At 71.6% G+C, this 26,406-nt stretch carries 27 protein-coding genes; 8 read left to right on the top strand and 19 right to left on the bottom strand.

The annotated features are described in order from the left end of the window. Positions 1–64: 64 nt before the first annotated feature. The 6 genes from AXK61_RS13025 to AXK61_RS25405 all read right to left on the bottom strand — a co-directional run bounded on the left by AXK61_RS13025 (position 65) and on the right by AXK61_RS25405 (position 5,887). The gene (locus AXK61_RS13025) at positions 65–541 is read right to left on the bottom strand and encodes a DUF456 domain-containing protein (protein ID WP_139057827.1); all 477 of its coding nucleotides are present in this window, start codon (positions 539–541) and stop codon (positions 65–67) included. Between the two features lie 6 nt (positions 542–547). Beyond that, complete coding sequence (locus AXK61_RS13020) at positions 548–1,381, bottom strand: GNAT family N-acetyltransferase (RefSeq protein ID WP_068570620.1); 834 nt, start codon at positions 1,379–1,381, stop codon at positions 548–550. Positions 1,382–1,455: 74 nt separating this feature from the next. After that, a complete protein-coding gene (gene ispG / locus AXK61_RS13015) occupies positions 1,456–2,604 on the bottom strand; it encodes a flavodoxin-dependent (E)-4-hydroxy-3-methylbut-2-enyl-diphosphate synthase (protein ID WP_068570621.1) in 1,149 nt (382 codons plus the stop codon). A gap of 17 nt (positions 2,605–2,621) precedes the next feature. Beyond that, positions 2,622–3,857, bottom strand: a complete 1,236-nt coding sequence (locus AXK61_RS13010; protein ID WP_068570622.1) for a M50 family metallopeptidase — start codon at positions 3,855–3,857, stop codon at positions 2,622–2,624. A 22-nt stretch (positions 3,858–3,879) separates the two neighbouring features. Continuing rightward, positions 3,880–5,022: a 1-deoxy-D-xylulose-5-phosphate reductoisomerase gene (gene dxr / locus AXK61_RS13005; RefSeq protein ID WP_175399963.1), complete on the bottom strand. Its 1,143-nt coding sequence runs from the start codon at positions 5,020–5,022 to the stop codon at positions 3,880–3,882. A gap of 19 nt (positions 5,023–5,041) precedes the next feature. Beyond that, on the bottom strand, positions 5,042–5,887 hold the full coding sequence (locus AXK61_RS25405; protein WP_082777909.1) for a DUF952 domain-containing protein: 846 nt from the start codon (positions 5,885–5,887) through the stop codon (positions 5,042–5,044). A gap of 147 nt (positions 5,888–6,034) precedes the next feature. Between AXK61_RS25405 and AXK61_RS12990 the strand changes: the two genes are divergently transcribed. After that, positions 6,035–6,298: a DUF2631 domain-containing protein gene (locus AXK61_RS12990; RefSeq protein ID WP_068570674.1), complete on the top strand. Its 264-nt coding sequence runs from the start codon at positions 6,035–6,037 to the stop codon at positions 6,296–6,298. Between the two features lies 1 nt (position 6,299). On the opposite strand, the gene rlmN is transcribed toward AXK61_RS12990, so the two are convergent. Continuing rightward, on the bottom strand, positions 6,300–7,412 hold the full coding sequence (gene rlmN / locus AXK61_RS12985; protein ID WP_068570624.1) for a dual-specificity RNA methyltransferase RlmN: 1,113 nt from the start codon (positions 7,410–7,412) through the stop codon (positions 6,300–6,302). 115 nt (positions 7,413–7,527) lie between these two features. Here rlmN and AXK61_RS12980 point away from each other — a divergent pair, with 115 nt between their 5' ends. Together AXK61_RS12980 and AXK61_RS12975 are read left to right on the top strand one after the other, a co-directional pair. After that, positions 7,528–7,965 carry a LapA family protein gene (locus AXK61_RS12980; RefSeq protein WP_068570625.1) on the top strand — a complete coding sequence of 146 codons (438 nt, stop codon included), beginning with the start codon at positions 7,528–7,530 and terminating at the stop codon, positions 7,963–7,965. Between the two features lie 89 nt (positions 7,966–8,054). After that, entirely contained in the window at positions 8,055–9,314 is a 1,260-nt protein-coding gene (locus AXK61_RS12975; RefSeq protein WP_068570626.1) for an MFS transporter, read from the top strand. 78 nt (positions 9,315–9,392) lie between these two features. On the opposite strand, the gene AXK61_RS12970 is transcribed toward AXK61_RS12975, so the two are convergent. From AXK61_RS12970 to AXK61_RS12930, 9 genes are all read right to left on the bottom strand, one after another. Further along, complete coding sequence (locus AXK61_RS12970; protein ID WP_068570627.1) at positions 9,393–10,301, bottom strand: phosphatidate cytidylyltransferase; 909 nt, start codon at positions 10,299–10,301, stop codon at positions 9,393–9,395. Positions 10,302–10,303: 2 nt separating this feature from the next. Further along, entirely contained in the window at positions 10,304–10,861 is a 558-nt protein-coding gene (frr, locus tag AXK61_RS12965) for a ribosome recycling factor (RefSeq protein WP_068570628.1), read from the bottom strand. Positions 10,862–10,910: 49 nt separating this feature from the next. Continuing rightward, a complete protein-coding gene (gene pyrH / locus AXK61_RS12960) occupies positions 10,911–11,684 on the bottom strand; it encodes a UMP kinase (protein WP_068570629.1) in 774 nt (257 codons plus the stop codon). Between the two features lies 1 nt (position 11,685). Then, complete coding sequence (locus AXK61_RS12955; protein WP_156485654.1) at positions 11,686–12,609, bottom strand: SGNH/GDSL hydrolase family protein; 924 nt, start codon at positions 12,607–12,609, stop codon at positions 11,686–11,688. 10 nt (positions 12,610–12,619) lie between these two features. After that, positions 12,620–13,381, bottom strand: coding sequence for a helix-turn-helix domain-containing protein (locus AXK61_RS12950; protein ID WP_231855531.1), 762 nt, complete (start codon positions 13,379–13,381; stop codon positions 12,620–12,622). Then, a complete protein-coding gene (locus AXK61_RS12945) occupies positions 13,378–13,773 on the bottom strand; it encodes a VOC family protein (RefSeq protein WP_068745664.1) in 396 nt (131 codons plus the stop codon). Before AXK61_RS12945 ends, AXK61_RS12950 begins: the two co-directional genes overlap by 4 nt. A gap of 235 nt (positions 13,774–14,008) precedes the next feature. Then, a complete protein-coding gene (gene tsf, locus AXK61_RS12940; RefSeq protein WP_068570633.1) occupies positions 14,009–14,833 on the bottom strand; it encodes a translation elongation factor Ts in 825 nt (274 codons plus the stop codon). Between the two features lie 45 nt (positions 14,834–14,878). Next, positions 14,879–15,739 (bottom strand): 30S ribosomal protein S2, encoded by an 861-nt coding sequence (gene rpsB / locus AXK61_RS12935; protein ID WP_068745662.1) that lies wholly within the window; start codon positions 15,737–15,739, stop codon positions 14,879–14,881. A gap of 285 nt (positions 15,740–16,024) precedes the next feature. Next, positions 16,025–16,621: a TetR/AcrR family transcriptional regulator gene (locus tag AXK61_RS12930; RefSeq protein WP_068570635.1), complete on the bottom strand. Its 597-nt coding sequence runs from the start codon at positions 16,619–16,621 to the stop codon at positions 16,025–16,027. A 92-nt stretch (positions 16,622–16,713) separates the two neighbouring features. On the opposite strand from AXK61_RS12930, the gene AXK61_RS12925 reads away from it, so the two are divergent. Both AXK61_RS12925 and AXK61_RS12920 read left to right on the top strand, forming a co-directional pair. Further along, entirely contained in the window at positions 16,714–18,198 is a 1,485-nt protein-coding gene (locus AXK61_RS12925; protein WP_068745659.1) for a carboxylesterase/lipase family protein, read from the top strand. Positions 18,199–18,218: 20 nt separating this feature from the next. Continuing rightward, a complete protein-coding gene (locus AXK61_RS12920) occupies positions 18,219–19,028 on the top strand; it encodes an alpha/beta fold hydrolase (protein WP_068745693.1) in 810 nt (269 codons plus the stop codon). Here the strand turns inward: AXK61_RS12920 and AXK61_RS12915 are convergent. Next, positions 19,017–19,646, bottom strand: a complete 630-nt coding sequence (locus tag AXK61_RS12915) for a TetR/AcrR family transcriptional regulator C-terminal domain-containing protein (RefSeq protein WP_068745657.1) — start codon at positions 19,644–19,646, stop codon at positions 19,017–19,019. The two genes, AXK61_RS12920 and AXK61_RS12915, sit on opposite strands and share 12 nt — an antisense overlap. A gap of 58 nt (positions 19,647–19,704) precedes the next feature. Between AXK61_RS12915 and AXK61_RS12910 the strand changes: the two genes are divergently transcribed. Beyond that, positions 19,705–20,610, top strand: a complete 906-nt coding sequence (locus AXK61_RS12910) for a quinone oxidoreductase family protein (protein ID WP_068570638.1) — start codon at positions 19,705–19,707, stop codon at positions 20,608–20,610. Here AXK61_RS12910 and AXK61_RS12905 read toward each other — a convergent pair. Together AXK61_RS12905 and grpE are read right to left on the bottom strand one after the other, a co-directional pair. Then, positions 20,600–21,982 carry a dicarboxylate/amino acid:cation symporter gene (locus AXK61_RS12905; RefSeq protein ID WP_068570678.1) on the bottom strand — a complete coding sequence of 461 codons (1,383 nt, stop codon included), beginning with the start codon at positions 21,980–21,982 and terminating at the stop codon, positions 20,600–20,602. The two genes, AXK61_RS12910 and AXK61_RS12905, sit on opposite strands and share 11 nt — an antisense overlap. Positions 21,983–22,025: 43 nt before the next feature. Then, positions 22,026–22,535: a nucleotide exchange factor GrpE gene (gene grpE / locus AXK61_RS12900; protein ID WP_068745654.1), complete on the bottom strand. Its 510-nt coding sequence runs from the start codon at positions 22,533–22,535 to the stop codon at positions 22,026–22,028. 43 nt (positions 22,536–22,578) lie between these two features. On the opposite strand from grpE, the gene AXK61_RS12895 reads away from it, so the two are divergent. Continuing rightward, positions 22,579–24,258 (top strand): Hsp70 family protein, encoded by a 1,680-nt coding sequence (locus AXK61_RS12895; protein ID WP_068745653.1) that lies wholly within the window; start codon positions 22,579–22,581, stop codon positions 24,256–24,258. Positions 24,259–24,281: 23 nt separating this feature from the next. Continuing rightward, positions 24,282–26,405, top strand: coding sequence for a hypothetical protein (locus AXK61_RS12890; RefSeq protein WP_068745690.1), 2,124 nt, complete (start codon positions 24,282–24,284; stop codon positions 26,403–26,405). Position 26,406 lies beyond the last annotated feature (1 nt).

Genomic DNA, 26,406 nt, shown 5'->3' with positions numbered 1-26,406 from the left:
CGTCGTGTCGGCAGTGGTAGCGCGATCCACGATCCGCAGTCCGATCCGGATTGTGCCGCCCGGCTCAGCTGATCACGGCCGCGAGCCAGATCCCGATCGCACACAGCGCACCGGCCAGTTCGATGAGGATGAGCAGGCCTGCGGCTTTGGTGGCGGCCAGGGCCGCCTTCCACCCTTCACGGGCGTCCCGCAGCCGCACGGCCTCGGCCGCGAACGTGCCGCCGATGAACCCGATCACCAGCCCCACCACCGGGATCACGAAGAACAGCACGATGCCGGCGACACCGCCGACGACCAGGGACCACTTCCCGACGCCCGCCTTGGCCATCGTCCGGCCGCCCACGAGGTACTTCACGCCCCACGCGAGCACCATCACCGCGAGCGCGCCGGCGAAGACCCACCACGCGGACCCGCCGCTGAAGATCGCCCAGATCAGGATTCCGAGCGCGACCAGCGTCGAGCCCGGCAGCACCGGGATCAGGATTCCCAACAGTCCGATCGCCATCAGCACGGCGACGACCACGTACCCCCATGTGTTCACGAGGTACTAGGTAAGCAGAACGGTGGCGAAGGTCGCCACTTGGCGGAAGCCGACGCGCTCGTACGCACGCCGCGCAGCGATGTTGAAGCTGTTGACGTACAGGCTCGGGATCCGTCCGGAACGTCGCACCGATTCCGCGACCGCGGCGGTCCCGGCGCCGCCGAGGCCCTGCCCACGCAGGTCGGGTCGCACCCACACGCCCTGGATCTGCCCGACGGTGCGCGAGACGGCCCCGACCTCGGCCTTGAAGGCGACCTCGGCACCGTCGAACAGGACGTACGCTCGCCCGCCGAGAATGGTGTTGGCGACGCGGCGCCGATAGGCGCGGCCCCCGTCGGCGCCGCGCGGATCGATGCCGACCTCGGCGGTGAACATGGCGATGGACGCGTCGAGGTAGCGATCGATCTCCGCCATCCGCGCCGGCCGCACCCCGGGGTGCGGCGATCGCGCGGGCTCCGTCATCGTCATCAGTGGTTGCTCCGGACGGACCTCCCTGGCGGGACCCCAGGCCGGCTCGAGCTCCTCCCACAGCGGCATCGCGTACTCCGCGCGACCCACGATCGACGCAGCGGTCCGCGCGTTGCGAGCGGCCCGGGCCGCGAAGTACCGCATGTCGTCGAGGTCTCCCCGCAGCGGCATGAGGTTCGCGCCCGAGAAGCACAGCGAGGTGCCCGCGTCGCGGTGCGTCCAGAGCTCCCCGCCGAGACTGCCGGGATCGGTGCCGCACTCCTGGACGCGGCCCGCGACCATGCACGAGGCGACGGGATCGGCGTCGAGGACGGCCGACACCTTCGGCAGATCCCGCGCGGGGACCGGCCGTTCGTGCAGCATCCTCAGCACCGGCAGCTCCTCACACCTCTGGCGCGTCCATTCGTTCGGCTGCGCGCACTCTCACGGCGCCGGGCGGGACGGCCCTACGTCACCGTCACGACCGGCGCACCGGTCTCACTATCCCCCGACTCCTCCGCGATGCGCAGGGCTTCCTCGATGAGCGTCTCGACGATCTTCGACTCGGGGACGGTCTTGATGACCTCGCCCTTGACGAAGATCTGTCCCTTGCCGTTGCCCGACGCGACGCCGAGGTCGGCCTCGCGGGCCTCGCCGGGACCGTTCACGACGCAGCCCATGACGGCGACGCGCAGCGGCACCTCCATGCCCTCGAGGCCGGCGGTGACCTCGTTGGCGAGCTTGTAGACGTCCACCTGGGCGCGCCCGCACGACGGGCAGGAAACGATCTCCAGCTTGCGGGGCCGCAGGTTCAGCGACTGCAGAATCGCGTCGCCCACCTTGATCTCCTCGGCCGGCGGGGCCGACAGGGACACGCGGATGGTGTCACCGATGCCGTCGGACAGCAGCGACCCGAAGGCGACGGCGCTCTTGATCGTGCCCTGGAACGACGGGCCCGCCTCGGTCACGCCGAGGTGCAACGGGTAGTCGCACTGCGCGGCGAGCTGCCGGTACGCCTCGACCATGATCACCGGGTCGTTGTGCTTGACGGAGATCTTGATGTCGCCGAAGCCGTGCTCCTCGAACAGGCTCGCCTCCCACAGCGCGGACTCGACCAGGGCCTCCGGGGTGGCCTTGCCGTACTTCTCCATCAGCCGCTTGTCGAGCGAGCCGGCATTGACGCCGATGCGGATCGGGATGCCCGCGGCGCCGGCCGCCTTCGCGACCTCGCCCACGCGGCCGTCGAACTCCTTGATGTTGCCGGGGTTCACGCGCACCGCGGCGCAGCCCGCATCGATCGCGGCGAAGATGTACTTCGGCTGGAAGTGGATGTCGGCGATGACCGGGATGTTCGCCTTCTTGGCGATGATCGGCAGCGCGTCGGCGTCCTCCTGCCGCGGGCAGGCGACGCGCACCATGTCGCAGCCCGACGCCGTGAGCTCGGCGATCTGCTGCAGCGTGGCGTTCACGTCGTGCGTCTTGGTGGTGCACATGGACTGCACCGAGATGGGGCTGTCGCTACCGACGCCGACTCCGCCCACGTTCAGCTGGCGGGTCTTGCGGCGCGGGGCCAGAACGGGGACCGGGGCTGCCGGCATTCCCAAACCTACGGACATGTGCTGCTTCTCCGGTTTCAGTTGAAGAGCTTGATCGGATTGACGATGTCGGCTGTCAGGACGAGCAGCATGTACCCGCCTGCCAGGGCCAGGACGATGTAGGTCAGCGGCGCGAGCTTCATGTAGTCGACGGGGCCGCCCTTGCGCCCGGTGACCAGGTCGCGGAGCTTCTCGAAGAGGATCACGGCCATGTGGCCCCCGTCGAACGGCGGGACCGGCAGCAGGTTGATCAGGCCGAGCATGAGGTTCAGCCCCGCGAGCAGCAGGAAGAACACGCTCCACATGTCGCGCTCGGCCACCTCGCCGCCGATCATCGAGGCGCCGAGGAGCGACTGCGGGGTGTCGAGGCTGCGCTCCTCGCCCTTGATCGCGTCGATGAGGGCCGGGATCCGCTGCGGCAGTTGCCCGATCGCGACGACGGTCTTCTTCCCGAGGTCCACGGTGAACGCCGCGGTGCCGCCGATCGCGGTGATCGGGTTGTAGTGGTTGACCACGCCGAGCGTGCCGACGCTGATGCCGATCGTGGGCCCGGAGACCTCGGTGAGGTCCTTGCCGTCCGGCGTCGCGCGCCACTTCTTGCTGATCAGGGGGTCGACGGTGACCGTGCGCTCCTGCCCGTCCCGCTCGATCCCGAGCGCGATCGGGCCCGATGCATTCTGGAGCGCGTCGAACACCGAGTCTGCGTCGACGGCCTTGCCGTTCACGGACGTGATGACGTCACCGCGCTGCAACCCCGCCTGCGCCGCGGGGCTCGGGCGGCACTCGCCCACGGGCTTGCTCGGCTGCTCCTTGCTGGGCTTGGTCGTGGCGTCGGCGACGCACCCGGTGGCCGCGACCGCCGCCCGCGGGGTCGTGTTCATCGCCGGCAGGCCGGCGGTGACGGCCACGCCGTAGATGAGCAGCGCACCCAGGATGAAGTTCATCCCCGGCCCGGCGAACATCACGAACAGGCGCTTCCACGCGGCCTGCTTGTACATCGCCTTCTCCTGCTCGACGGGCGTCTTCAGCTCGTCGAGCAGGGTCATGCCGGCGATGTCGCAGAAGCCGCCCAGCGGCAGGGCCTTGACGCCGTACTCGATGCCGTCGGGCGTGTTCGGCCGGCGCGTCGACCAGAGCGTGGGGCCGAAACCCACGAAGTAGCGCCGAACCTTCATGCCCGTGGCCTGCGCCGCCCACATGTGCCCGCACTCGTGCCACGCGATCGACGCGAGGATGCACAGCGCGAACGCCGCGATACCCAGTGCGTACATCATGACCCCCAGAATACCGGTCGGATCAGACCAGCCCGACCAGCTCGGACGCCCGCCGGCGGGCCCACTCCTCGGCGGCCAACACATCTGCGATGTCGCGCGGCTCGGCCTGCCACTGGGCACCGTCGGACACGACCTGCGCGACCGTGTCGACGATGGCGAGGAAGGACGTGCGGCCGTCGAGGAAGGCCTGCGCGACGACCTCGTTCGCGGCGTTGAACACCGCGGTGAGGCTGCCGCCGCGGGTGCCGGCGTCGCGGGCGACGGAGATCGCGGGGAAGGTCTCGTCGTCGACCGGGGCGAAGGTCCAGGTGTGGGCCTGCGTGAAGTCGCAGGCGGCGGACGCGCCCGGGACCCGGTCCGGCCACCCGAGCGCGAGGGCGATCGGCAGCTTCATCGACGGCGGCGAGGCCTTGGCGATGGTCGCGCCGTCGACGAAGGTGACCATCGAGTGCACCACCGACTGGCGGTGCACCGTGACATCGATCCGGTCGTAGGGCACGCCGAACAACAGATGCGCCTCGATCACTTCGAGCGCCTTGTTGACCAGCGTCGCGGAGTTGAGCGTGATCATCCGCCCCATAGACCACGTGGGGTGCTGCGCGGCCTGTTCCGGCGTCACCTCGGCCAGCTCGGCGCGGGTGCGCCCGAAGAAGGGCCCACCGGAAGCGGTCACGATCAGCCTGTCCACCTCGGCCGCGCTGCCGCCGCGCAGGCACTGCGCGATCGCCGAGTGCTCGGAGTCGACGGGCACGATCTGCCCCTCGGCGGCACGGGCCAGCACCAGCGAGCCGCCCGCGACCAGGGACTCCTTGTTGGCGAGCGCGAGCCGTGCGCCGCTGTCGAGCGCCGCGAGGGTCGGGCCGAGCCCGAGACTCCCGACGACACCGTTGAGCACCACGTCGGCCTCGACCGTCTCGACCAGCCGGGTCATCGCCTCGGGGCCGGCGAGGGCACCGTCGAAGCCCGCGGCGCGGGACGGATCGGCGATGCCGATCCGGGCACCGTCGAGGCCGGTGGCGCGCGCCTGCTGCGCGAGCAGGTCGACGTTGCCGCCGCCCGCGCCGAGCCCGACGACCTCGAACCGGTCCGGGTTCTCCGCGATCACCTCCAACGCCTGAGTGCCGATGGAGCCGGTGCTGCCGAGGATGAGGACGCGGGTGGTCACCACTTCAGACTAGGAGGCGTCAATCGACGAGCGACGCGGGATCCAGCTCGACGGGGAACGGAGCGGCGACGCGCAGTCGCTCGCCGGGTCGCACGACCTGCGTGCGCATGTAATCGAGGCCATCGGGATCGGTGTGGATCGTCACGGTCCCGTCCGCGTCGACGCGCCAGTACGACGGGATCCCCGCCTCGGCGTACTTCGCGGCCTTGAGTGTGCGATCCGTGACACGGGTGGACCGAGACGCAATCTCCACCACGAGCGCGACGTCCTCCGCCTCGCTCCATTCCACGTCCCTCGCGACTCCCGGACGTAGGACTGTGATGTCGGGGATGAGACTGCCGCCCGGCACTCGCACGCCGATGCTGTGCAGGGGCCGGAACGACAACGAGGCCGAGGTGCGCAACACCATCAGCACGTTGGCGCTGACGAGCTGATGCACGTCCGACTGAAGCGGGGTCGCCAGCAGACTCCCGTCCACGATCTCGTAGCGGTGCCCGTCGTCCGGCAACACGTCCAGATCGGACTCACTCCACGAGGTGTCGGGGAACGCGACCACCTGGAGGGCGTTCTCCCCGACCACCGCCGACACCGGAATCGGGCCGTAGACGTGCGGGAACAGCTCCTCCACGCCGGGCGCCGGCGGCTCGTACCGCACGTCGAGCCCCGTCGGGTCGACGGACAGCAGGACGAGGTCCGCGACCGGCACGTCGGCGTAGAACCGCTCCCGCACGCCGCGCCACTGCTCCGCGGTCGAGCAGTGCACGAAACCGACGTCCGCGAGCGACGCTCCACGGGTGGACACGGTGTACTCGCCGACCGCACGGGCGGCGTTCCAGTCGGCGACGAACGCGAGGTGGAAGATCACACCGCCACGCTACCCAGGCGTTTGCGCGCCCCTCGTACGACGCACGGTCGTAGCGGGATAGGATTCTCCCGTATCCCGGGCCCGCGCCCGGTGTGCATCGCGGGTCGCCCCGATGCACAGCTGACGGAAGCGACGAAGGAGAACGCAGTGGCAACCACCGACCTGGAGCGTCAGAGCACTTCGAAGGTCGACGTCGCCGACGTCCCGTCGCGCGATTGGGGCTGGAGCGGCAACGCACCCACCTCCGCGCGGATCGCCGGCGTGCTGTTCGCCGCGCTCCTGCTGTTCATGATGCACGGCAACCACCAGGGCAAGACCGAGGACATCTTCCTCGTCGGCTTCGCCGTGGCGATCCTCGGCACGATCCTCGTCCAGTGGCTGGTCACCCGCCGCCGCAAGTGGAAGTACTGAGCTACTTCTCCTCGGCGGCCAGCTGACCGCAGGCCGCCGCGATCTCCTGTCCGCGGGTATCGCGCACGGTGCACGAGACACCCTGCGCGATCACCCTGCGCACGAACTCGTCCTGACGGTCCTTCGGCGACGCGTCCCACTCGCTGCCCGGCGTCGGATTCAGCGGGATCAGGTTGACGTGCGCGAACTGGCCGAGCTTCTTACGCAGCTTCTCGCCCAGCATGTCCGCGCGCCAGGGCTGGTCGTTCACATCGCGGATCAGCGCGTACTCGATCGACACGCGCCGACCCGTCCGGTCGGCGTAGTAGCGCGCCGCGTCCAGCACCTCGGCGACGCTCCACCGGTTGTTGACGGGCACCAGCGTGTCGCGCAGTTCGTCGTCGGGCGTGTGCAGCGAGACCGCCAGGGTGACGGACAGCCCCTCGTCGGCCAGCTTCCGGATGGCGGGCGCGAGTCCCACGGTGCTGACGGTGACGTGCCGCTGCGAGATGCCCATCCCCTCCGGGGCGGGTGAGGTGATGCGGCGCACGGCCTGGACCACCCGCTTGTAGTTGGCGAGCGGCTCGCCCATGCCCATGAACACGACGTTCGACAGGCGTCCCGGGCCGCCGGCCACGTCACCGTCGGCCATGGCCCGGGCGGCGCTGCGCACCTGGTCCACGATCTCCGCGGTCGACAGGTTGCGGTCGAGCCCGCCCTGCCCGGTGGCGCAGAACGGGCATGCCATGCCGCAGCCGGCCTGGCTCGAGATGCACAGCGTGGCGCGGTCGGTGTACCGCATCAGAACCGACTCGAGCAGCGTCCCGTCGTGCAGGCGCCACAGCGTCTTGCGGGTGGTGCCGCTGTCGGTGGCGATGTGCCGGACGGGAGTCATCAGCTCGGGCAACAGTGCCTGCCCGACCGTGTCCCGCGCGCCGGCCGGCAGGTCGGTCATCGTCGACGCGTCGGCCTCGAGCCGGCCGTAGTAGTGCCGCGCGAGCTGGTTCGCGCGGAACGCGGGCAGACCGAGGTCCTTGACCGCGGTCTTGAGCTCGTCATCGGTGAGATCGGCGAGGTGGCGCGGCGGCTTGCCGCGCTTGGGGGCGTCGAATACCAGCGGCAGAGAGGTGCTCATAACCAGTCCATCCTCCCACGTCAGCGACGAACGGACGACCACGACGACCGGCGGGTGATCCGCGCCACCGCGCGCCCCCGTGCCGGGTCCCCGCGGAGGTGGCAGGATAGCCGCCATGGCGAAAGACGAAGACCGCGTTCGAGACGGCGAAGAGTCGCTCGGAGCACCGGTCCCCGACGACGCGGCGGACGCCGCGAACCTTCCCGCAGTGCGGGAGGACCTCGACGAGGCACCGTCGACCGGCCCGACGGCAACGACCTCCGCAAGCAAGCGCGGCGTCGACACCCGCAACGCCTACCAGCAGGTCAAGCACACGCGGTCGGCCGCGCTCTGGTCCGGGCTGCTCGGCGGCGCCGTCATCCTCCTGCTCCTGCTGGTCTTCATCGTGCAGAACCAGAACAACACCGAGATCAACCTGATCTTCTGGAAGACCACACTGCCGCTGGGCGTCTCGCTGCTCATCGCCGCGATCGGCGGAGCGCTGCTCGTGGGCCTCGCCGGGGCGCTGCGGATCATCCAGCTGCGGCGCGCGGCGAAGAAGCTGCAGGACTGAGGGGCGCGGTCCGCGAGCCGGGTCGGCGCGCCCCCGGCGTCGACTCACCCGCTCCGGACACTCCGGAGGGCCGGTGGAACGATGGATCCATGCGCGCATGGATCGTCTGGTCGGTGGCGACTCTCGCCTACGTGATCGGCGTCCTGCAGCGGACCTCCTTCGGCGTCTCCGGCACCGACGCCGCCGCGCGGTACGGTGCGGCGCCCGCGACGCTCTCGGCGTTCGTCGTCCTGCAGCTCGTGGTGTACGCGGGCATGCAGATTCCCGCAGGTCTCATGCTGGACCGGTTCGGGTCGCGGCGCCTCGTGTTCACCGGCGCGATGATCATGGCCGCGGGCCAGATGACCCTCGCGCTCACCGAGTCGTTGCCGCTGGCGATCGCCGGCCGCGTGGCCGTGGGCATCGGTGACTCGCTCACCTTCGTGTCGGTCCTGCGCCTGGTCCCGGCGTGGTTCCCGGTACGCCGGATTCCGCTGGTCACGCAACTGACCGGCATGACGGGCCAGCTCGGACAGATCCTGTCCGCTGTCCCCTTCCTCGCGCTGCTGCACGCCGACGGCTGGACCCCCGCCTATCTCGGCGCCGCGAGCCTCGGTCTGATCGCCGCGATCGCCGTGCTGGCGTTCGTGCGCGACGCTCCGCCCGAGAAGGTCGCGCCGAAGGTCACCGTCCGCGCGCAGGACATCCCCGGGATCCTCCGCTCCACGTGGATGCACCCGGGTACCCGGCTCGGGTTCTTCACCCACATGGGCGCGATGTTCTCGGTGACGGCGTTCATGCTCATGTGGGGCGTCCCGTACCTGACCACCGCGCAGGGCCTGTCGTCCGGCGAGGCGGGGGCGATCGTGACCTTCGGCGTGGTCGCGACGCTCGCGTCGGGCCCCGTCATCGGCTACCTCACGGGACGGTTCCCGACCCGCCGCTCGTGGATGGTGATCGCCATCATCATCGGCAGCGCCGCGGTGTGGACGGCGGTCCTGGTCCGCGACGAGCCCTCACCGGTGTGGTTGCTCACGGTGCTCGTCCTGGTGATCTCCGTCGGCGGTCCCAGCAGCGCGATCGGCTTCGACTACGCCCGATCCTTCAACACCTCACGGGTGCTCGGCACCGCACAGGGCATGGTGAACATCGGCGGCTTCCTCGCCAGCCTCGTCCTGATCCAGGCGATGGGCTCGATCATGGGCGCCGGCGCGGGCCTGACCTTCGACGGCTTCCGTGCGGCCTGGCTCGCGCAGTACCCGCTGTGGGCGATCGCGCTGATCGGCGTCGTCATCACGCGCCGCAAGGCCCGGCGCCGCGAGGGCGTCGTGCCGCGGCCCCTGCGCGAGGCCCTCCGCCGGACACGCTGACCCGGGCCGCGCACCGTCGGGCCGCGCACCGTCGGGCCGCGCACCGTCGGGCCGCGCACCGTGCGGAACCGCGGACCGTCAGCTGCCCATGAGGGCGGTCAGTGCCGCCCAGACCACGACCGCGCTGGGCAGCAGCGAGTCCAGGCGGTCCATCAGACCGCCGTGACCGGGCAGCAGGGTGCCCATGTCCTTGATGCCCAGGTCGCGCTTGACCTGCGACTCGAGCAGGTCGCCGAGGGTCCCCGTGATCACCACCACCGGCCCGAGGATGAGACCCCACAGCGGGTTCACGTCGAGCAGGAACTTGAGCACCAGCACCGCGCCGACTGCGCCCGCGACCATCGATCCGGCGAAGCCCTCCCAGGACTTCTTCGGACTGATCGCCGGCACCATCGGGTGCTTGCCGAAGAGCACGCCCGCGGCGTAGCCACCCACGTCCGAGCAGACCACGAGCAGCACCAGGGCGACCACGCGCTGCGGCCCGCGGTCCTCCGGCAGCACCAGCATGGTGCCGAACGCCGCGAACAGCGGGATCCAGGCGAGCACGAACACCGTCGTGGAGATGTCGCGGGTGAAGGAGTTCGGTGCCGCCGTGCTCTGATGCCCCAACAGCCGCCAGATCATCGCGACGAGCACCGTGGCCACGAACGCCGCCAGCACCCCCTCCGGGCCGAGCGGCCAACTGAGCCAGATGATCGCCTGGCCGCCGATCAGCATCGGCCACAGCTCGAGATTCGTGCCCGCCGCGCGGAACCGCTTGACGACCTCCCAGGTGGCCAGTGCCACCGCTGCCGCGACGAGCGGCACCCACAGGTGCGGGGCGAAGACCAGGATCGCCACGATCATCGCGCCCAGGCTCACGCCCACGCCGATCGCCGCCGGGAGGTTGCGCCCGGCGCTGATCTTGCGCTTCCCGGGTTCCGACGGTGCGTCGGGCGAGCCCGGGGCGGAGCTGTCGGCGCCGACCGAGTCGGGGGTTTCCGGCACGGCTAGACCTCCATCAGATCGGCTTCCTTGCGCGCCACGAGGTCCTCGATCTGGGCGACGTATTTCGCCGTCGTCTTGTCGAGTTCCTTCTCGGCGCGGGCCACCTCGTCCTCGCCGGCGTCGCCGTCCTTGACGATCTTGGCCAGCTGGTCGTTGGCCTTGCGCCGGACGTTGCGGATGGACACCTTGGCGTCCTCGCCCTTGCCCTTGACCTGCTTGACCAGATCCTTGCGGCGCTCCTCGGTGAGCTGCGGGATGCTCACGCGGAGCAGCTGGCCGTCGTTGGTGGGGTTCACGCCCAGGTCCGAGTTGCGGATCGCCGTCTCGATGTTGCCGAGCTGGTTCGCCTCATAGGGCTTGATCACCACGAGCCGCGCCTCGGGCGTGGTGATCGAACTGATCTGGGTGATGGGAGTGGGCGAGCCGTAGTAGTCCACGACCACCTTCGAGAACATCCCGGGGTTGGCGCGGCCGGTGCGGATCGACTGGAAGTCCTCCCGGGCCACCGAGACGGCCTTCTCCATCTTCTCCTCGGCGTCGAAGAGCGTTTCGTCGATCACTTGCGTCACACGTCCTTTTGTCTGTCCAGTGGTGGTCTTCGGTCCGGCGTCAGGGCCGGACGAGGGTGCCGATCTTCTCCCCCGCGACGGCACGGGCGATGTTGCCCTCCTCCAGGAGATTGAACACCAGCATCGGCATCTTGTTGTCCATGCAGAGGCTGAACGCGGTCGCGTCGGCCACCTTGAGGCCCTTCTCCAGCGCCGCACGGTGGGTGATCTCGGCGAACAGCTTCGCGTCGGGGTTGGTGCGGGGGTCGCTGTCGTACACGCCGTCCACCGCCTTGGCCATGAGCACGACCTCGGCGCCGATCTCCAGCGCACGCTGGGCCGCGGTGGTGTCGGTGGAGAAGTACGGCATGCCCATGCCGGCGCCGAAGATCACGACGCGCCCCTTCTCGAGGTGCCGCTTGGCGCGCAACGGCAGGTAGGGCTCGGCGACCTGGCCCATGGTGATGGCCGTCTGCACGCGCGTGTCCACGCCCTCCTTCTGCAGGAAGTCCTGCAGCGCGAGGCAGTTCATCACGGTGCCGAGCATGCCCATGTAGTCCGACCGGGCTCGGTCCATGCCGCGGTTCTGCAGCTCGGCGCCGCGGAAGAAGTTTCCACCGCCGATGACCACCGCGATCTCGTGGCCGCTGCGGGCGACCTCGGCGATCTGCTGCGCCACCGTGGTCACCACATCGGGGTCGAGGCCCACCTCGCCGCCGCCGAACATCTCCCCGCCCAGCTTGAGCAGCACCCGCTTGTAGCCGTGCCGTGCCTGATCCTGCGTCGCGTCCTGATCCGTCTGAAGTCCCTGGGCCGTGTCCGTCACGCCGACCATCCTATGCGGGCGGCGCGATTCCTCGGAGCCGGTCCTCGATCAGGTTGCCCAATGCACGCTGTCCGGCGGCCGTCGGGTGCAATCCGTTGGCCTCGGGCTCCTGCGCCTTGAGCTTCGGGCCGCTCAGTCGCGCGTACGGATCCGGGTCGCAGGCCGTGTGGTCGAGCGGAGGCTGCACGTACATCACCCCGCGGTCCGCGGCCACCTCACGGATCAGCCGGTCGACGCTGCGGTACCAGGTGCGCCAGTGCCCGACGTTCTGCTCCGGGATGCCGGCCCGGTCGAGGCAGGCGCGGTCCGGCGGACCGTCGAGCGGGAACAGCGGGAGGTAACCGACCAGGACGATGCGCACGTCGGGCGCCGCCGCCTTCTTGATCGCGTCGACGGTGGCCGCGTACTGCGCGCGGACGAAGTTCCATCCCTGTGAGCCCGGGAGGTCCTGCGTGGCGGAGGCGCCGCAGCGATCGTCGGGGTCGCCGAAGCAGTGCACGACGATGTTGCCGAAGCCGAGCGAATTCGCCCCGATGACGATCGTGACGAGTCGGGTGAACGGCCCCACCCCGTAGATCTGCGGTGAGGTGTCGGGCTTCGGCGAGGGCTGCGTGAGGTCGTCGAGCGTGGCGCCGGAGCAGGCGCGGTCGGTGAACGAGTAGGGCTGCAATCGCTGTGCCAGGACGTGGCCGAGATCGTCGCCGTTGCGCGCGCAGAGCTCCATCGGCTGCACCTTGGCGTGTGTGCCCGACGCGGCGTAGCTGTCTCCCATCGAGACGTACTGGGCGCCTCCCGGGAGGTCGGGAATGTAACTCACGGCGTTGCTCTGGTAGTGCGTGTAGCCGCTGCCGCCCCCGATCGCGGTGGACCCGGCGACGGCCAGCACGAGGCAGGCCACGAGGGCCATTGCGATCGCACGCCGGATCCAGGACACCTCGGCGAGACTACACAGGCGTGAACTCGGTCCGTCGACGCGCGAGGTAGGCCGACGGTGACAGGCCCAGGAAGGAGCGCACCTCGCGACTGAGGTGCGCCTGGTCCGCGTAACCGCGGCGCACCGCGACGTCCGCCGCGGAGACACCCGCCTCGAGCTCGCGCCGCGCGGCGTCGAAGCGCATCAGCCGTGCCGCCTGCTTGATCCCCATGCCGAACTCGGCGGTGAACTTCATCGCCAGGTAGCGCGCCGACCAGCCGGACCGCTCGACCAGCTCGGCGACGGTGACCGCGCCGCCGCGGGCCGCGAGGTAGGTCCACGCCGCGGCGGCGTCCGGCTGCACCTCGTGGTCGGAGACCGCGTGCCGGGCGAGCACCGCCGCCGCGACGGCCTCGCGGTGCGCCTCGGGCGCCGCCGCGACACGGCCGTACAGCTCCGCTGCGAGCCCCGGGCGGAGGTCGTCGAGCTCGACGGCCTCTCCCCCGAGTTCGGCCGCTGGGGCGCCGGTGAGGGCGCGCACGAGGCTGGGCCGCACGTCCACCTGGACGCCGCGCTGCAGGCCGTCGTGGTGGACCAGGTAGGGCGTCGGGTGCATGCCCGAGAGGCACAGGCGGAACGTCGTGAGCCCGGGCAGGCCCGGACCGGTGAGGTCCAGGCCGTGCCCGAGGTCGATGATCATCGTGAGCGTCGGCGAGGGCACGGCGAGGTGCGTCCCGGGGAGGACGCCGGTGATGTCGTAGGCCGCGGCACGGGCGATCCCGGGCGCGCTCACCCCGCGTAGGTACCGAAACTCCACGTGTTGCCCTCCGGGTCGGCGATGGAGAAGCCTCGCGACCCATAGTCCTCCTCGGCCATGTCCCGCACCAGGCGGGAGCCGAGCTCCTGCGCGCGGGCGTACACGGCATCGGGGTCGGTGACCACCACGTACAGGCTGCCGCTGCCCGTCGGAGCGGAGAAGGTCTTGTCCTGCTTGCAGGCGGAGTGGACCATGACCCGGCCGCCGTCGGGCCACAGCATCTCGGAGTGGACGACCTCACCGTCGGCGTCGCCCTCGACGAGAATCCCCTCCTCGAAGCCGAGGCGGCGCAACCACTCCCGCGCCGCGAGCGCATCGTCGTAGGTCAGTCCGGGCCAGATGTTCGTGTCTTGACGTGTGCTGTTCATGCCCTCAAGACTGGCAGCCGAGGGCACCGTCGGGCTTGAAGAAATCCGCACGCCCGGCAGCCCCCCCGATTCGTCGCAGCCCCACCGAAACACGCGGCGTTCCGGTGGGGACCGGACGGATCGGCGGGAGGCAGCGACGTTCCGGGTGGGGCGGAACGGATCGGGGGCGGGGTGGAGAGACGACGAGGCCCGCACCGACGGATCGGTGCGGGCCTCGTGCGCAGGGACGGAGGAGTTACTCCTGGCCGACCTCGAACCGGGTGAAGGCGAGAACCTTCGCACCGGCCTCGTCCAGCACCTGCTGGACGGTCTTCTTGCTGTCGGTCACCGAAGCCTGGTCGGGCAGAACGGTGTCCTTGTAGTACGCCACGGTCTTGCCGTCGACGATCTTCGACAGCGCCTGCTCCGGCTTGCCCTCGGCACGCGCGGTCTCCTCGGCGATGCGACGCTCGTTCGCGATCACGTCGGCGGGAACCTCGTCCCGGCTGGCGTACTTCGCCTTGAGCGCGGCGACCTGCATGCCGGCGCCGCGAGCGGCCTCGGCAGCGGTGTCACCCTCGCCCGCGAACGAGACCAGCACGCCCACGGCGGGCGGCAGGTCCGAGCTGCGCTTGTGCAGGTAGACGGCGGTGGGGCCGTCGTAGCGCGCGATGCGACGCAGCACGAGCTTCTCGCCCAGCTTGGCCGACGCGGCCTCGATGCGCGACGCGACGGTCTCGCCCTCGAGCGGCAGCTCGAGAACGGCCTCGACGGTGGCGGCGTCCGACGCGGCGGCAGCCGCGACGATCGCATCGGCCAGCTCCTGGAACTCCGCGTTCTTCGCGACGAAGTCGGTCTCGGAGTTGACCTCGATGAGCACGCCGTCCTTGGCGGCCACAAGGCCCTCGGCGGTGGAACGACCGGCACGCTTGCCGACGTCCTTCGCGCCCTTGATGCGCAGCACCTCGACGGCCTTGTCGAAATCGCCGTCGGTCTCGGTGAGCGCGTTCTTGCAGTCCATCATCCCCGACCCGGTGAGGTCGCGGAGACGCTTGACGTCAGCGGCGGTGTAGTTCGCCATTAATGCGGCTCCTTATGCGTTGTAGGGAAGAGCGACCGGACGCAGTTACTCGGCGGCCGGGGTCTCGGTGGCGGGCGCCTCGGCCGGAGCCTCGGTCGCCGCAGCCTCGGCAGCGGGGGCCTCGGCGGCCACGGTGGCCGACTCGAGCAGCTCCTGCTCCCACTCGGCGAGCGGCTCGCCGGCGCCGGCCTCGGGCTTGGCATCGCCGGTGGCGACGCCCGCACGGGCCTGCACGCCCTCGGCCACGGCCGAGGCCACGACCTTGGTCAGCAGCGCCGCGGAGCGGATCGCGTCGTCGTTACCCGGGATCGGGTAGTCGACGAGGTCGGGATCGCAGTTGGTGTCGAGGATCGCGATGACCGGGATGCCCAGCTTGCGGGCCTCGCCCACGGCGATGTGCTCCTTGTTGGTGTCCACGACCCAGATCGCCGAGGGGACCTTGGCCATGTCGCGGATGCCGCCGAGGGTGCGCTCGAGCTTGTTCTTCTCACGCGTGAGCATGAGGATTTCCTTCTTGGTGCGACCCTCGAAGCCACCGGTCTGCTCCATGGTCTCCAGCTCCTTCATGCGCTGAAGACGCTTGTGGACCGTCTGGAAGTTGGTGAGCATGCCGCCCAGCCAGCGCTGGTTCACGTAGGGCATGCCGACGCGGGTGGCCTCTTCGGCGATCGACTCCTGGGCCTGCTTCTTGGTACCGACGAAGAGGACGGTGCCACCGTGGGCGACCGTCTCCTTGACGAACTCGTAGGCCTTGTCGATGTAGGTCAGCGTCTGCTGCAGATCGATGATGTAGATGCCGTTGCGGTCGGTGAAGATGAAGCGCTTCATCTTCGGGTTCCACCGACGGGTCTGATGACCGAAGTGCGCGCCGCTGTCCAGCAGCTGCTTCATGGTTACGACAGCCATGATGCCTCTTTCGTAGTTGCAGTTGTACACGCCGCGACGACCGGTTCCCGCAGTTCAACGGGCCGGACGGTGCGCGGTGTCCTGGTGTTCCGCCGCGCTGCACTCCTTCTTCGAAGGAGACCGCGCTGCACGGCACGCCGCGAGCGGCGCCGGGGGAACACGCGTAGTCACTCCGCCATCTGGACGGAGTGCGAACGCCAGTGTACGCCCGCGGCATCGACCTGCGAAATCGTCACGGACCCGCAGGTCGACGGTGCCGTCCGGCCCCGTCCGGGAGCCGACCCGTCAGGTCGTGAACAGGTCCTCGAGGTGCCGATCGATCGCGGCGAGGGCGTCGTCGGGCTCGATGACCCGCAGCTCCAGCAGGGGCGTCAGGCCGGTCAGCGCCAGCAGCCGGTCCGTCTCCGTCGACGGTGCGCGGTCCGCCGCGATCCGGCCGTCGGCGATCGCGGCGCGGACGAGCCCCTCGACCTGCTCGCGCCCCCGCGACAACCCGTCGCGGGTCCGTTCGCGGATCGCCTCGTCGTGCAGGGCCTCGAGCACGTAGGCGGCGTTCATGCGGCTGGTCGCCCGCGAATCCGGGTGCAGCGGCAGCATCTCGACGAGCACCAGGCGCAGCACGTAGCGCGGGTGCGGGTCCGCGCCGAGGCGCGCCATCCCGTCCGCCACGCGCGCCGCGCTCCGCTCCGCGGCGAAGTCCATCGCGAAGGTGAGCAGTTCCTGCCGCGAGGCGAAGTAGTGCTGCAGCTGGCCGTGCGACATCCCGGCCTCCTTCGCCACCTCACGCAGGCTCAGGCGCTGCACGCCGGCGATGTCCACGACGCGCCACAGCGCGCGAGCGATCTCCTCGCGACGCTCCCGGTGATCGACCTGTTTCGGCACCTCACACCCCCTTGACCGTTCCCATACACTCGAAATAATACAACCGGCTGAAAACGGCGGCCGGGCGACGCGCCACACGAGAGGCGACCGAGATGCGCGAACATCCCCGAGTCCGCACCACGGAGGGCATCGTCGAGGGCCGGTACCGCACCGGCGCCGCGGCCTTCCGCGGCATCCCGTACGCGCAGCCGCCGGTCCACGCGTTGCGCTTCGCCGCCCCGGAGCCCGTTCCACACTGGGACGGCGTGCGGCCGGCGATCGACTTCGGTCCCCCGCCACCACAATCCGGGCCGGGTCCGCAGGCGGAGTCTTCGGACGACGCGAACTGGCTCACCGTCAACGTGTGCACCCCCGACCCCGCGCGGTCCGGGCTGCCGGTCCTGGTGTGGATCTGCTGCGGCGGATACATGGCGGGGACGGCGGCGGATCCCATGTTCGATCCGTCGGCGCTCGCGGCCGAGGGCCTCGTCGTCGTGAGCGTCCAGTGCCGGATGGGCGCCGAGGGCTTCGCTCTGCTCGACGGCGCACCGTCGAACCGGGGACTGCTGGACCAGATCGCCGCACTCGAGTGGATCCGGCGCAACATCGCCGCGTTCGGCGGCGATCCCGACACGGTCACGATCGCCGGTACCTCGGGAGGCGCGGGTTCGGTCGCGGCGCTACTCGCCATCCCCCGGGCCCGGCCACTGTTCCGCAGGGCCATCACGCATTCGGTTCCCGGCCTGCACATCACGCCGGAGTTGGCGCAGGAGGTCACCTCCGCGCTCGCGGGGCGCCTCGGCGTCGCACCGACCGCGGCCGGGTTCGCCGAGGTCGCGCCGCAGCGCCTGGCCGACGCGGTGACGGCCCTCTGCCTCGATGCGCCGGCCCACCGCGAACGGTGGGGCCGCCTCTCGCAGTTGGGAATCGTCGTCTGCCCGGTCATCGACGGGGACCTGCTGCCGCAGACCCCGTGGGAGTCCTTGGCCGACGGGAACGCCGCGGGCATCGACCTGCTCGCCGGGCACATGCGCGACGAGTTCCGCCTGTTCAGCGTCATGATGGGCGTGCGCGGCACGTTCACCGAGGCCGATGCGGCCAGGGCGCTGGCGGCCTTCGCGCCCGGCGACCCCGCCGACTACCGCGCCGCGTACCCGGACGCGACGGCGGAGCAGATGATGGAGATCGTCTCCTCCGATGCCACCTTCCGCATGCCGTCGGTACTGCTCGCGGAGGCGAACGCCGCGGCCCGCGGCACCACGTTCCTGTTCGAAATACGGTGGGAGACCGAAACGTACGGCGCCTGCCACAGCATCGACGTCCCGCTCGCCTTCGGGACGCCGGACTGCCCGACGGGCCGCATGTTCTTCGGCGATCATCCCGCGCCCGCGGTCCGCGCGCTGTCGAACGAACTGCTCGGCGCGTGGGCGCGGTTCTGCGCCACCGGCGATCCGGGCTGGCCGCGCTTCGACGCCGACACCCGCAGCACCCGCCTCCTCGACGACCCGTCGACGACGGCGCCGTATCCCGAGGAGCCGTCGCGCAGGCTGTGGCACGGTCGTCCGCCCGCCCCCTTCGCGCCGATCCCGTCGCGCTGACCGACCCGAGGAGACGCCGCATGCGCGAGCCCGTCCATGTCACCGTGTGGTCGCCCGCCGATCCCCGCCGCCGAGACGCCGCGCCCGCGATCTTCGTGCACGGCGTCTTCACCTGGGGCGACGACGCGGCCTACGGTTTCGCCGGGCAGCGCCCCTTGGCCGACGAACGGCCCCTGCTCCTGATGGACCGGCGCGGCTACGGACTCTCGCCCGACACGGAACGGAGCGACTTCGACGTCGACGCAGACGATCTCGTCGCGCTCCTCGACGCGCAGACCACCGGCGCGCACCTCGTCGGCCACTCCAACGGCGGCCTCGCCGCCATGCTGGCCGCGGCACTGCGGCCGGACGCCGTCCGCTCGCTCGCGCTGATCCAGCCGTCGGCACTGCGGGCCGCCGCGGGCCATCCCGCGGTGCGCGCCCTACTGGCCCGAGTCGGCGCGGCCGCCGACCCGCCGCACCCGGAGATCGACCCCACCGAGTTCCTCCGCCTGTCGACGGCGGGGATGGGGATGACGATGCCGACGCCCACGCCGGAGCGGCTCCGGGCGGTCCGGACGTCGATGCGCGAGCGGCCGGTGTGGGAGGCGGACCCACCGTTGGCACCCCTGGCCGCTGCGCCGTGGCCCTCGCTCGTCATCACCGGCACCTGGAACGACGCACCCGAGCAGTACCGGAGGTACGCGGGAGAACCGCTGCTGGCCTGCGCGGACGCGGTGGCGGCGCGGATCGGCGCCCGGCGACTGCGCGTCCCCGGGTACTACCCGCACACGCAGCACCCGGGCGCGGTGAACGTCGCGCTGCGTGCGCTGTGGGCCTCAGCCGGGTAGCCGCGCGGCGAGGCCGTCGAGGAGGAATCGGACGGCGTCCTCGAACCGCTCGTCGGGCGGACCCCACGCCGTCGGGCCCGCCTGCGCCGCGAGCGGGTAGTCCTCCGCGCCGATGGCATCAGCCCGGGCGTCCGGGTCGTAGCCCAGCAGGGGCGCACCGTCGGGGCCGAAGACCTCCTGCTCCTCGATGACGAAACCGACGACGAGGTCGCGCAGCGTGGACATCGCGAGCGCGGCGTCGCGCACCGCGAATCCGGCGTCGACCAGCACGCGCAGCGGCCGCTCACCGGCGCGGACGACCGCGACGTCGGTGAACTTCGACCCGCTGAACACCCGGGCGCCGTCGGTGTGGGCGCGCAGGACGGACCGCAGCCGCCGGGCACCGTCGAGGAGTTCGACGCGCCAGTCGGCGCCGGGCGGGCCGACGGGCAAGGCGCGCCGCATGAGCTCGGTGGCCATCTCGTCGACGAGGTCGCCCTTGGACGAGACGTGCCAGTAGAGGGCGGGTGCCTTGACCTCGAGCCGGTCGGCGATCCGGCGCAGCGTGAGGCCCTCGACGCCCACCTCGTCGAGGACGGCCAGCGCCGCCGTGACCACGTCCGCCCGGTTCAATCCCACACGCCCACCTTAACGGTGTTAAGCTCGATCCGAATTTAACGCCGTTAAGGAGACCGTCATGCACGCCGCCCTCGCCACCTACGCCGACACCCCGATCTGGGCGGACACTCCCGAGCCGGCCGGCGGCCCCGGCCTCGTCACCGTCGCCATGCGCGCCGTCCCGTTGCACAACCTGGCGCGGGGCGTCGCCGACGGCCGGCATTACACCTCGCCCGCGAGCCCGGGTTTCGTCATCGGGGTCGACGGGGTGGGGGTCACCGAGGACGGCCGACGCGTCTACGTCTCGGCGCCCGGCACCGCGGCGCAGACGGTTGCGGTCCCGGAGGAGTCGCTCGTCGAGGTCCCGGACGCGCTCGACGATCTGCAGGCCGCCGCCGCGATGAACGCGGTCATGTCGTCCTGGATGGCGATGACGGTCCGCGCCACCGTCCGCCGGGGGCAGACGGTGCTGATCCTCGGCGCGACGGGCGGCTCCGGGCGGCCCGCGGTCGCCGTCGCCCGCCACCTGGGCGCGCGCGTGATCGCGGCGGGCCGCAACACCGAGGTGCTGGCGGTCGTGGGCGCCGACGCGGTGATCGACCTCGGCGCACCGGAGGCGGAGATCGCGGAGGCGCTGCGCGCGGAGAAGATCGATGTGGTGGTCGACTACCTGTGGGGCCGCCCGGCGGAGCTGACGCTGGCGGCGCTGGAGAAGCGCGGGCCGGCCGAGTTCGTGCAGATCGGCACGATGGCGGGCGCGGAGATCGCACTGCCCGGGGCGCTCCTCCGCTCGACCGACATCCGGCTGCTGGGCAGCGGTTTCGGCTCGTTCACGGCCGCCGAGGTGATCGCGGAGCGGCCGAGGATCCTCGAGGCGGTGGTCGAGCTGGGGATCGAGATCGACGTCACCGCCGTGCCCGCAGCGTCCGTCGCCGAGATCTGGCGACAGGACACCGCGGGCCGGCGGACCGTGCTCACGCTGTAGCGGGAACCCGCTCCGCCGCATCGGATTCGGCGGACTCTTCAGCGGACTCGTCCGCGTAGACGTCCGTGCGCGGCGCGTTGTACGCGTCGAGATCGAGGATGCCCTCCTGCTTCGCGACGATGGTCGGGATCAGCGCCTGGCCGGTCACGTTGAGCGCGGTGCGGCCCATGTCGACGATCGGCTCGACGGCCAGCAGCAGGCCCACGCCGGCGAGCGGCAGCCCGAGCGTCGACAGGGTCAACGTCAGCATGACCGTCGCGCCGGTGGTGCCAGCGGTGGCTGCGGAGCCGATCACCGAGACGATGATGATCAGCAGGTAGTCGGTGAACCCCAGCGGCACGTGGAAGAACTGCGCGACGAAGATCGCCGCGATCGCGGGGTAGATCGCCGCGCATCCGTCCATCTTCGTGGTGGCGCCGAGCGGCACCGCGAAGGACGCGTACTCGCGCGGGACGCCCAGGTTCCGCTCCGTGACCCGCTCCGTGACGGGCAGGGTGCCGATCGAGCTGCGCGAGACGAAGCCCAACTGCGCTGCCGGCCAGACGCCGCTGAAGAACTGCTTCACGGAGAGCCCGTGCGCCTTGATGATCAGCGGGTACACGACGAAGCCGACGATGAACAGCCCCAGGTAGATCGCCCCGGTGAACACGCCGAGCGAGCCGATCGCGTCCCAGCCGTAGGTCGCGACCGCGGTGCCGATGAGCGCCGCGGTGCCGATCGGCGCGAGCCGGATGATCCACCACAGCACCTTCTGGACGATCGCCAGCAGCGAGGCGTTGAAGGTGATGAAGGGCGCGGCCTTGTCGCCCACCTTGAGCGCTGCGATGCCGATCGCAGCGGCGACCACGAGCACCTGCAGCACGTTGAAGCTCAGCGAGACGGAACCGTCGGACGCCTTGGCCTGCAGGCCGAGGAAGTTGGACGGGACCAGGCCGGTCAGGAAGGCCCACCAGGAACCGGTGCTCGACGGTGCCTTGCCCGCGCCGGTCACGGTGGTGTGCGCGCCGGGCTGCAGCACCAGGCCGAGGATGATGCCGATGATCACCGAGATGAAGGCGGTGATGGCGAACCACAGCAGCGTCTTGCCCGCGAGCCGCGCCGCGTTGGTGACGTTGCGCAGGTTCGCGATCGACGCGATCACGGCGGTCACCACCAGCGGCACGACCGCCACCGTGAGCAGCTTGACGTAGCTGGAACCGATGGTCTTGAGGGTGCCGATCAGCCAGTTGACGTTGCCGTCGGCGGCGGGCGCCATGCCGCGGGCGAGCAGGCCCAGCAGCACGCCGGCGATCAGGCCGACGACGATCTGGAAGCCGAAGTTCTTCAGCAGAGCGGGGACCCGCGAGGGTGCCGCGGAGGTGGAGGAGGACATGAACAGCGGCAACGCCGCGCGACGGCGCGGTGTTCCCCTGGAATCATCGTGAGCGCAATACTCGCACCACGACCCGGGCGGGGCGTACGGAGCGGCCGGGCACGCCGAGCCCGGGCGCGATGACCTCGGCGACGGTGCGGTCCTCGTCCGGCTCGGCGGTGTCCACCGTGTCCGACGCCTCCATCGTCGCGGCGTCGAAGGCCTCCCCCGTCCGTGGCTGGACGACGGTGCCGCCCCTCCCGACGAGCAACCGCTCGACGCGGCCGGCGACGGCCTCGAAGGCCTCGCGTTCGCGGTCCGACTCGGCGGTCCGCACGCACGCCGTCACGTCACCGAGGAGCGCGAACAGGTCGACCACGAGCGGCAGGTCCGCGCCGAGCCGGTCCCGGGTCGCGCGGGCCTGCTCGGCGTCCGCGAGCCGTTCGACGGTGCCCGCCTGCCGGGCCAGGACCCGGGCCAGGTCCTCGATGCGCTCGGCGAGCCGGTCGTCCGCGGCTCCGGCGGCGGTCTCGGCCCCGTCGGCAGGCCCGTCGACGGCCTCGTCAGTGCTCATGCTCGCCCACCCTACGCGCCCTCTGCGCTGCTAATATGCCGCCATGGGGGTCTACGGAATCGACCTGGGCACGACCAATTCTGCGATCGCGCGCATCGGCGTCGACGGTCGCCCGGAGATCATGAGGGGGCTCGGGGGCGAGACGACGGTGCCGTCGGTGGTGCTGTTCGCGTCCGCCTACGACCACCTCGTCGGCGAGGGCGCGCGGCGGCAGGCCCGACTGGACCCGGAGCACGTGTGCAGCCTGGTCAAGCGCCGGATGGGCGACTCGCAGTGGCGGTTCCGCGCCCATGGTGACACCTGGTCGGCCCCGGCGGTCTCGGCGCTGATCCTCAAGAGTCTCGCGGGCGATGTCGAGTTCAGCGGTGGCGAGCCCGTGCGCCGTGTCGTCATCACCGTGCCGGCGTACTTCGGCGACGAGGAGCGGCGCGCCACCATGCAGGCGGGCGCGTACGCGGGCTTCGACGTGGCGGGGGTCCTCTCCGAGCCCATCGCCGCGGCGCTGTCGTACGGCTTCGGTCGCCTCGACGGGGGCCTCGACCTCGGCAAGGGTGCGCCGCGGGAGACGGTGCTCGTCTACGACCTGGGCGGCGGCACCTTCGACGCCACCGTCATCGAGCTCGCGGACCGCCGGATCTCCGTGCTGGCCGTGGAGGGCGATCACCAACTCGGCGGCGCCGACTGGGACGAGCGGATCGCGCTGCACCTGTCCCAGCGCTTCTGCGAGGCGAACCCCGACGCGGAGGACCCGCTCGACGACTCGGCGGGCTCGCAGTCGCTGCTGCTGGCCGCGGAGCAGGCCAAGCACGAGCTGACGCTCGCCGATCGCACGGAGGTCGTGGTCTCGCACGACGGTGCGCGCGCCGTCGTCCCGCTCACCCGCGCCGAGCTGGAGGAGATGACGGCGCCCCTGCTGCGGCGCACCGTCGGCCTGGCCCGCGACTGCCTCGCGGTGGCGCAGAAGCGCGGCGTGCAGAAGGTGGACCGCCTGCTGCTCGTGGGCGGATCCTCGCGGATGCCCGCGGTGGCCCGCGCGCTGCGCGACGAGCTCGGCCTCGACGGCGCGCTGCACGACCCCGACCTCGCGGTGGCCCGCGGCGCCGCGCTGTACGGCGAGAAGCTCGAGATGGAGCGGCTGGTCGCGGCCGACCTGGTGACCCGCGGGCTGCTGCCCGACGGTGCTCCCCCGCTGCACGCCTCGGCGATCGAGCTGGAGAACTCGATCGCGCGCGTCGCGGCGTCCTTCGCGCAGCCCGTCTCGCTGGTGCGCCGGATGCTCGAGATCCAGGTGGACACCGTCGTCTCCCGCGGCTTCGGCGTGCTGGCGGTGCGCGACGGCGGTGATCTGGGAGTCACGTGGCTCGTGGAGCGCAACCAGATGCTGCCGGTGCGGGTGCGGCGCTCCTTCGGCACGATGCGCGAGGACCAGCGGCAGATCGAGGTGACCGTCGTCGAGCAGCAGGGCCAGGTCGCCTCCCCGCGCCTGTCCGATGCGAAACTGTTGGTGGAGGGCACGATCCGCGACATCCCGCCCGGGTACCCGGCGGGGAGCGAGGTGCGGATCACCTTCGAGATGGGCTTCGACGGGGTGCTGCACGTGACGGCGCACCACGTGGACGCGGACATGCCGCTCACGCTGTCCGCGCAGACCGGCGCGATGCTCTCCCAGGCCGACGTGGAGCGCGAACTCGGCCAGGTCCAGCGGTCGCGCCGCCGCGACTGACGGGAGCAGCCACGATGTCGTCGATGCAGCCCTTCGACCCCAACGGCTACCGCAAGCGCGTGCTGGCCGAGGTCGCGAAGCGGGGCGGTCCCGACCGTTCGGACGCCTTCGAGCTCTACGACCTCCCGCTCGACGGTGCCGCCGACCTGCCCGACGCCGCGGTCGCCGGCCGCCTCGACGAGGTGTGGGGCTTCTGGCAGCGCCAACGCGACCACCCCAAGTACCGCACCCTGGTCGCGCAACTGGTCGACGAGCACGATCGCCGCAGCGCACCGCTGCGGGGCGCGGCGGACCGGCGGGCCGAGGCCGAGCGGGTGCGCGCGGCGCGGGAGCAGCGCGACGCCGGCCGGTACGAGATCCTCGACGCCGCGATCTCCCGGCTCGTCGAGCGGTACGGCGGCGTCCCCGCCGAGAAGGTGCCCGGGCTGGAGGAGATCGGCGCGCTGGGCGGGCTGAGCGCGGGCGAGGTCGCGGCGCGGCTGCGGCGGCACCGCGTGCTCCCCGACCCCGCGACGCCGGCCCCGGCACCACCGGTGCCATCCGGCCTGACCACGCAGCGCCGCGCGCAGATCACCGCGCTGCTCGCGGAGTGGAGCGGCCTGCGCGACGAGTTCGTCCCCACCCTGTTCGCCCTCCTCGGCCTCGGTCCCGCCGACGCGCACGACGTGGTGGAGATCCGGGAACGCGCCGACGTCCTGCACGGGCGGGCGCGGGAACTGCCCGCGGGCCGCCTGCGGGCCGTACTCGACGAGCTGGTGGTGCACGTGCGCGACGTGCTCGTGGCAGGCGGGCCCCTCGCCGATGCCTATGCGCGCGCCGTGGTCGAGGACGTCGCCGACGCACTGCGCCCCAAGGTGCGCGCCGCGATCCTCATCGAGGACAGGCTGCTCGGCCCCGACTACGAGTTCCTCGCCGACGAGGGCGTGCGCCTGGGTCTCGACCGCGCGGCCTCCGAGAAGGTGCTCGCCGACCTGGCCGCCGAGTACGGCGGCGGGGTCGGGCACGCGCCGCCGCGCCCCGCGCCCACCCCGCGCCGGCCCGCGCCGGCACCGCCGGCACCGTCGAATCCGGTTCCGGCGGGAGGGAATCGGGCGTGGGACGCGCCGCTGCGGGCGGCCCGCGCCGCACTGCGCCGGGGCCGGCCCGCCGAGGCGGCCCGGCTCGCCGCGCAGGCCCGGGACCTCGACGACGGGACCGTGGCCACGCAGGTCCGCACGGTCGCCGACGAGGCGCAGCGGCTGCTCGATGAGGCCGCGGCCCTCTGGCGCGAGGTCGCCGCGGCGCGGGCGGACCGACGCTATGCCGACGCCGCCCGCGTGCTCGCGCAGCTGCAGCGGCGAGCCGTGGACGCGCCCGCGCCGCCCGGCCAGCCCGACCTCCAGACCGCGATCGACGAGGCGCAGCGCGCGCTCGGTGGCCCCGCGCCGGCCCCCGTCGCCCCTCCGCCGCCGGTCCCCGCCGCGACCCCGGCCGCGGGCGCACCCCCTGCACCGGCACCCTCGGCGAGGCCCGCGGCGCCGACGGCGGTCACGGCCCGCCAGGCCGACGGTGCCGTTCTCGTCACGTGGGCCTCGCCGCACTCGACCGCCGACTACCGGGTCAGCCGGCAGCAGCCCGACGGTGCGTGGAAGGTGGTGGGGCGCACCCGCGCCACCGAACTCGAGGACGGCGGTGCGCCGCGCCGCACGGTCCCGACCTACGCCGTGATCGCGGTCGTCGACGGCGTCGCGTCCGACGAGGCCCGCTCGAGCGCCGCGCCCCGCGCCGAAGCGGCGCCGCCCGTCCCCGTCACCCCGGCGCCGGCGACGCGGGCACCGTCGGGACCGCCGGCGGCGCCCCCGGCCGACTTCCCCGCCGTGACCAACGTGGCGATGACGAGCGGACGCCTCACGTTCGACTGGCCGCCCGAGGTCACCGAGGTGTACGTCGCCGCGCGGGTCGCGGGGCCGCCGCGCTCCCCGACCGACCCGACGGCGCGGTCCTGGAAGGTCACCAACACGCGCTATCAGATCGACGGTGGCGCGGCGCTGCCCGCGGACCTGGCCCGGCCCGCGCACCTCGCGGTCGCCGCCTGCCGGCGTGGGCCGGACGGAACCCTGTTCCTCGCCCCGGATTTCGCGGAGAGCGCGCACGTGCGGTTGGATTGAC

Origin of the sequence: Tsukamurella pseudospumae, from assembly GCF_001575205.1 — a bacterium.
GTDB classification, from domain to species: domain Bacteria; phylum Actinomycetota; class Actinomycetes; order Mycobacteriales; family Mycobacteriaceae; genus Tsukamurella; species Tsukamurella pseudospumae.
This window is presented reverse-complemented; position numbering and strand designations above follow the sequence as displayed.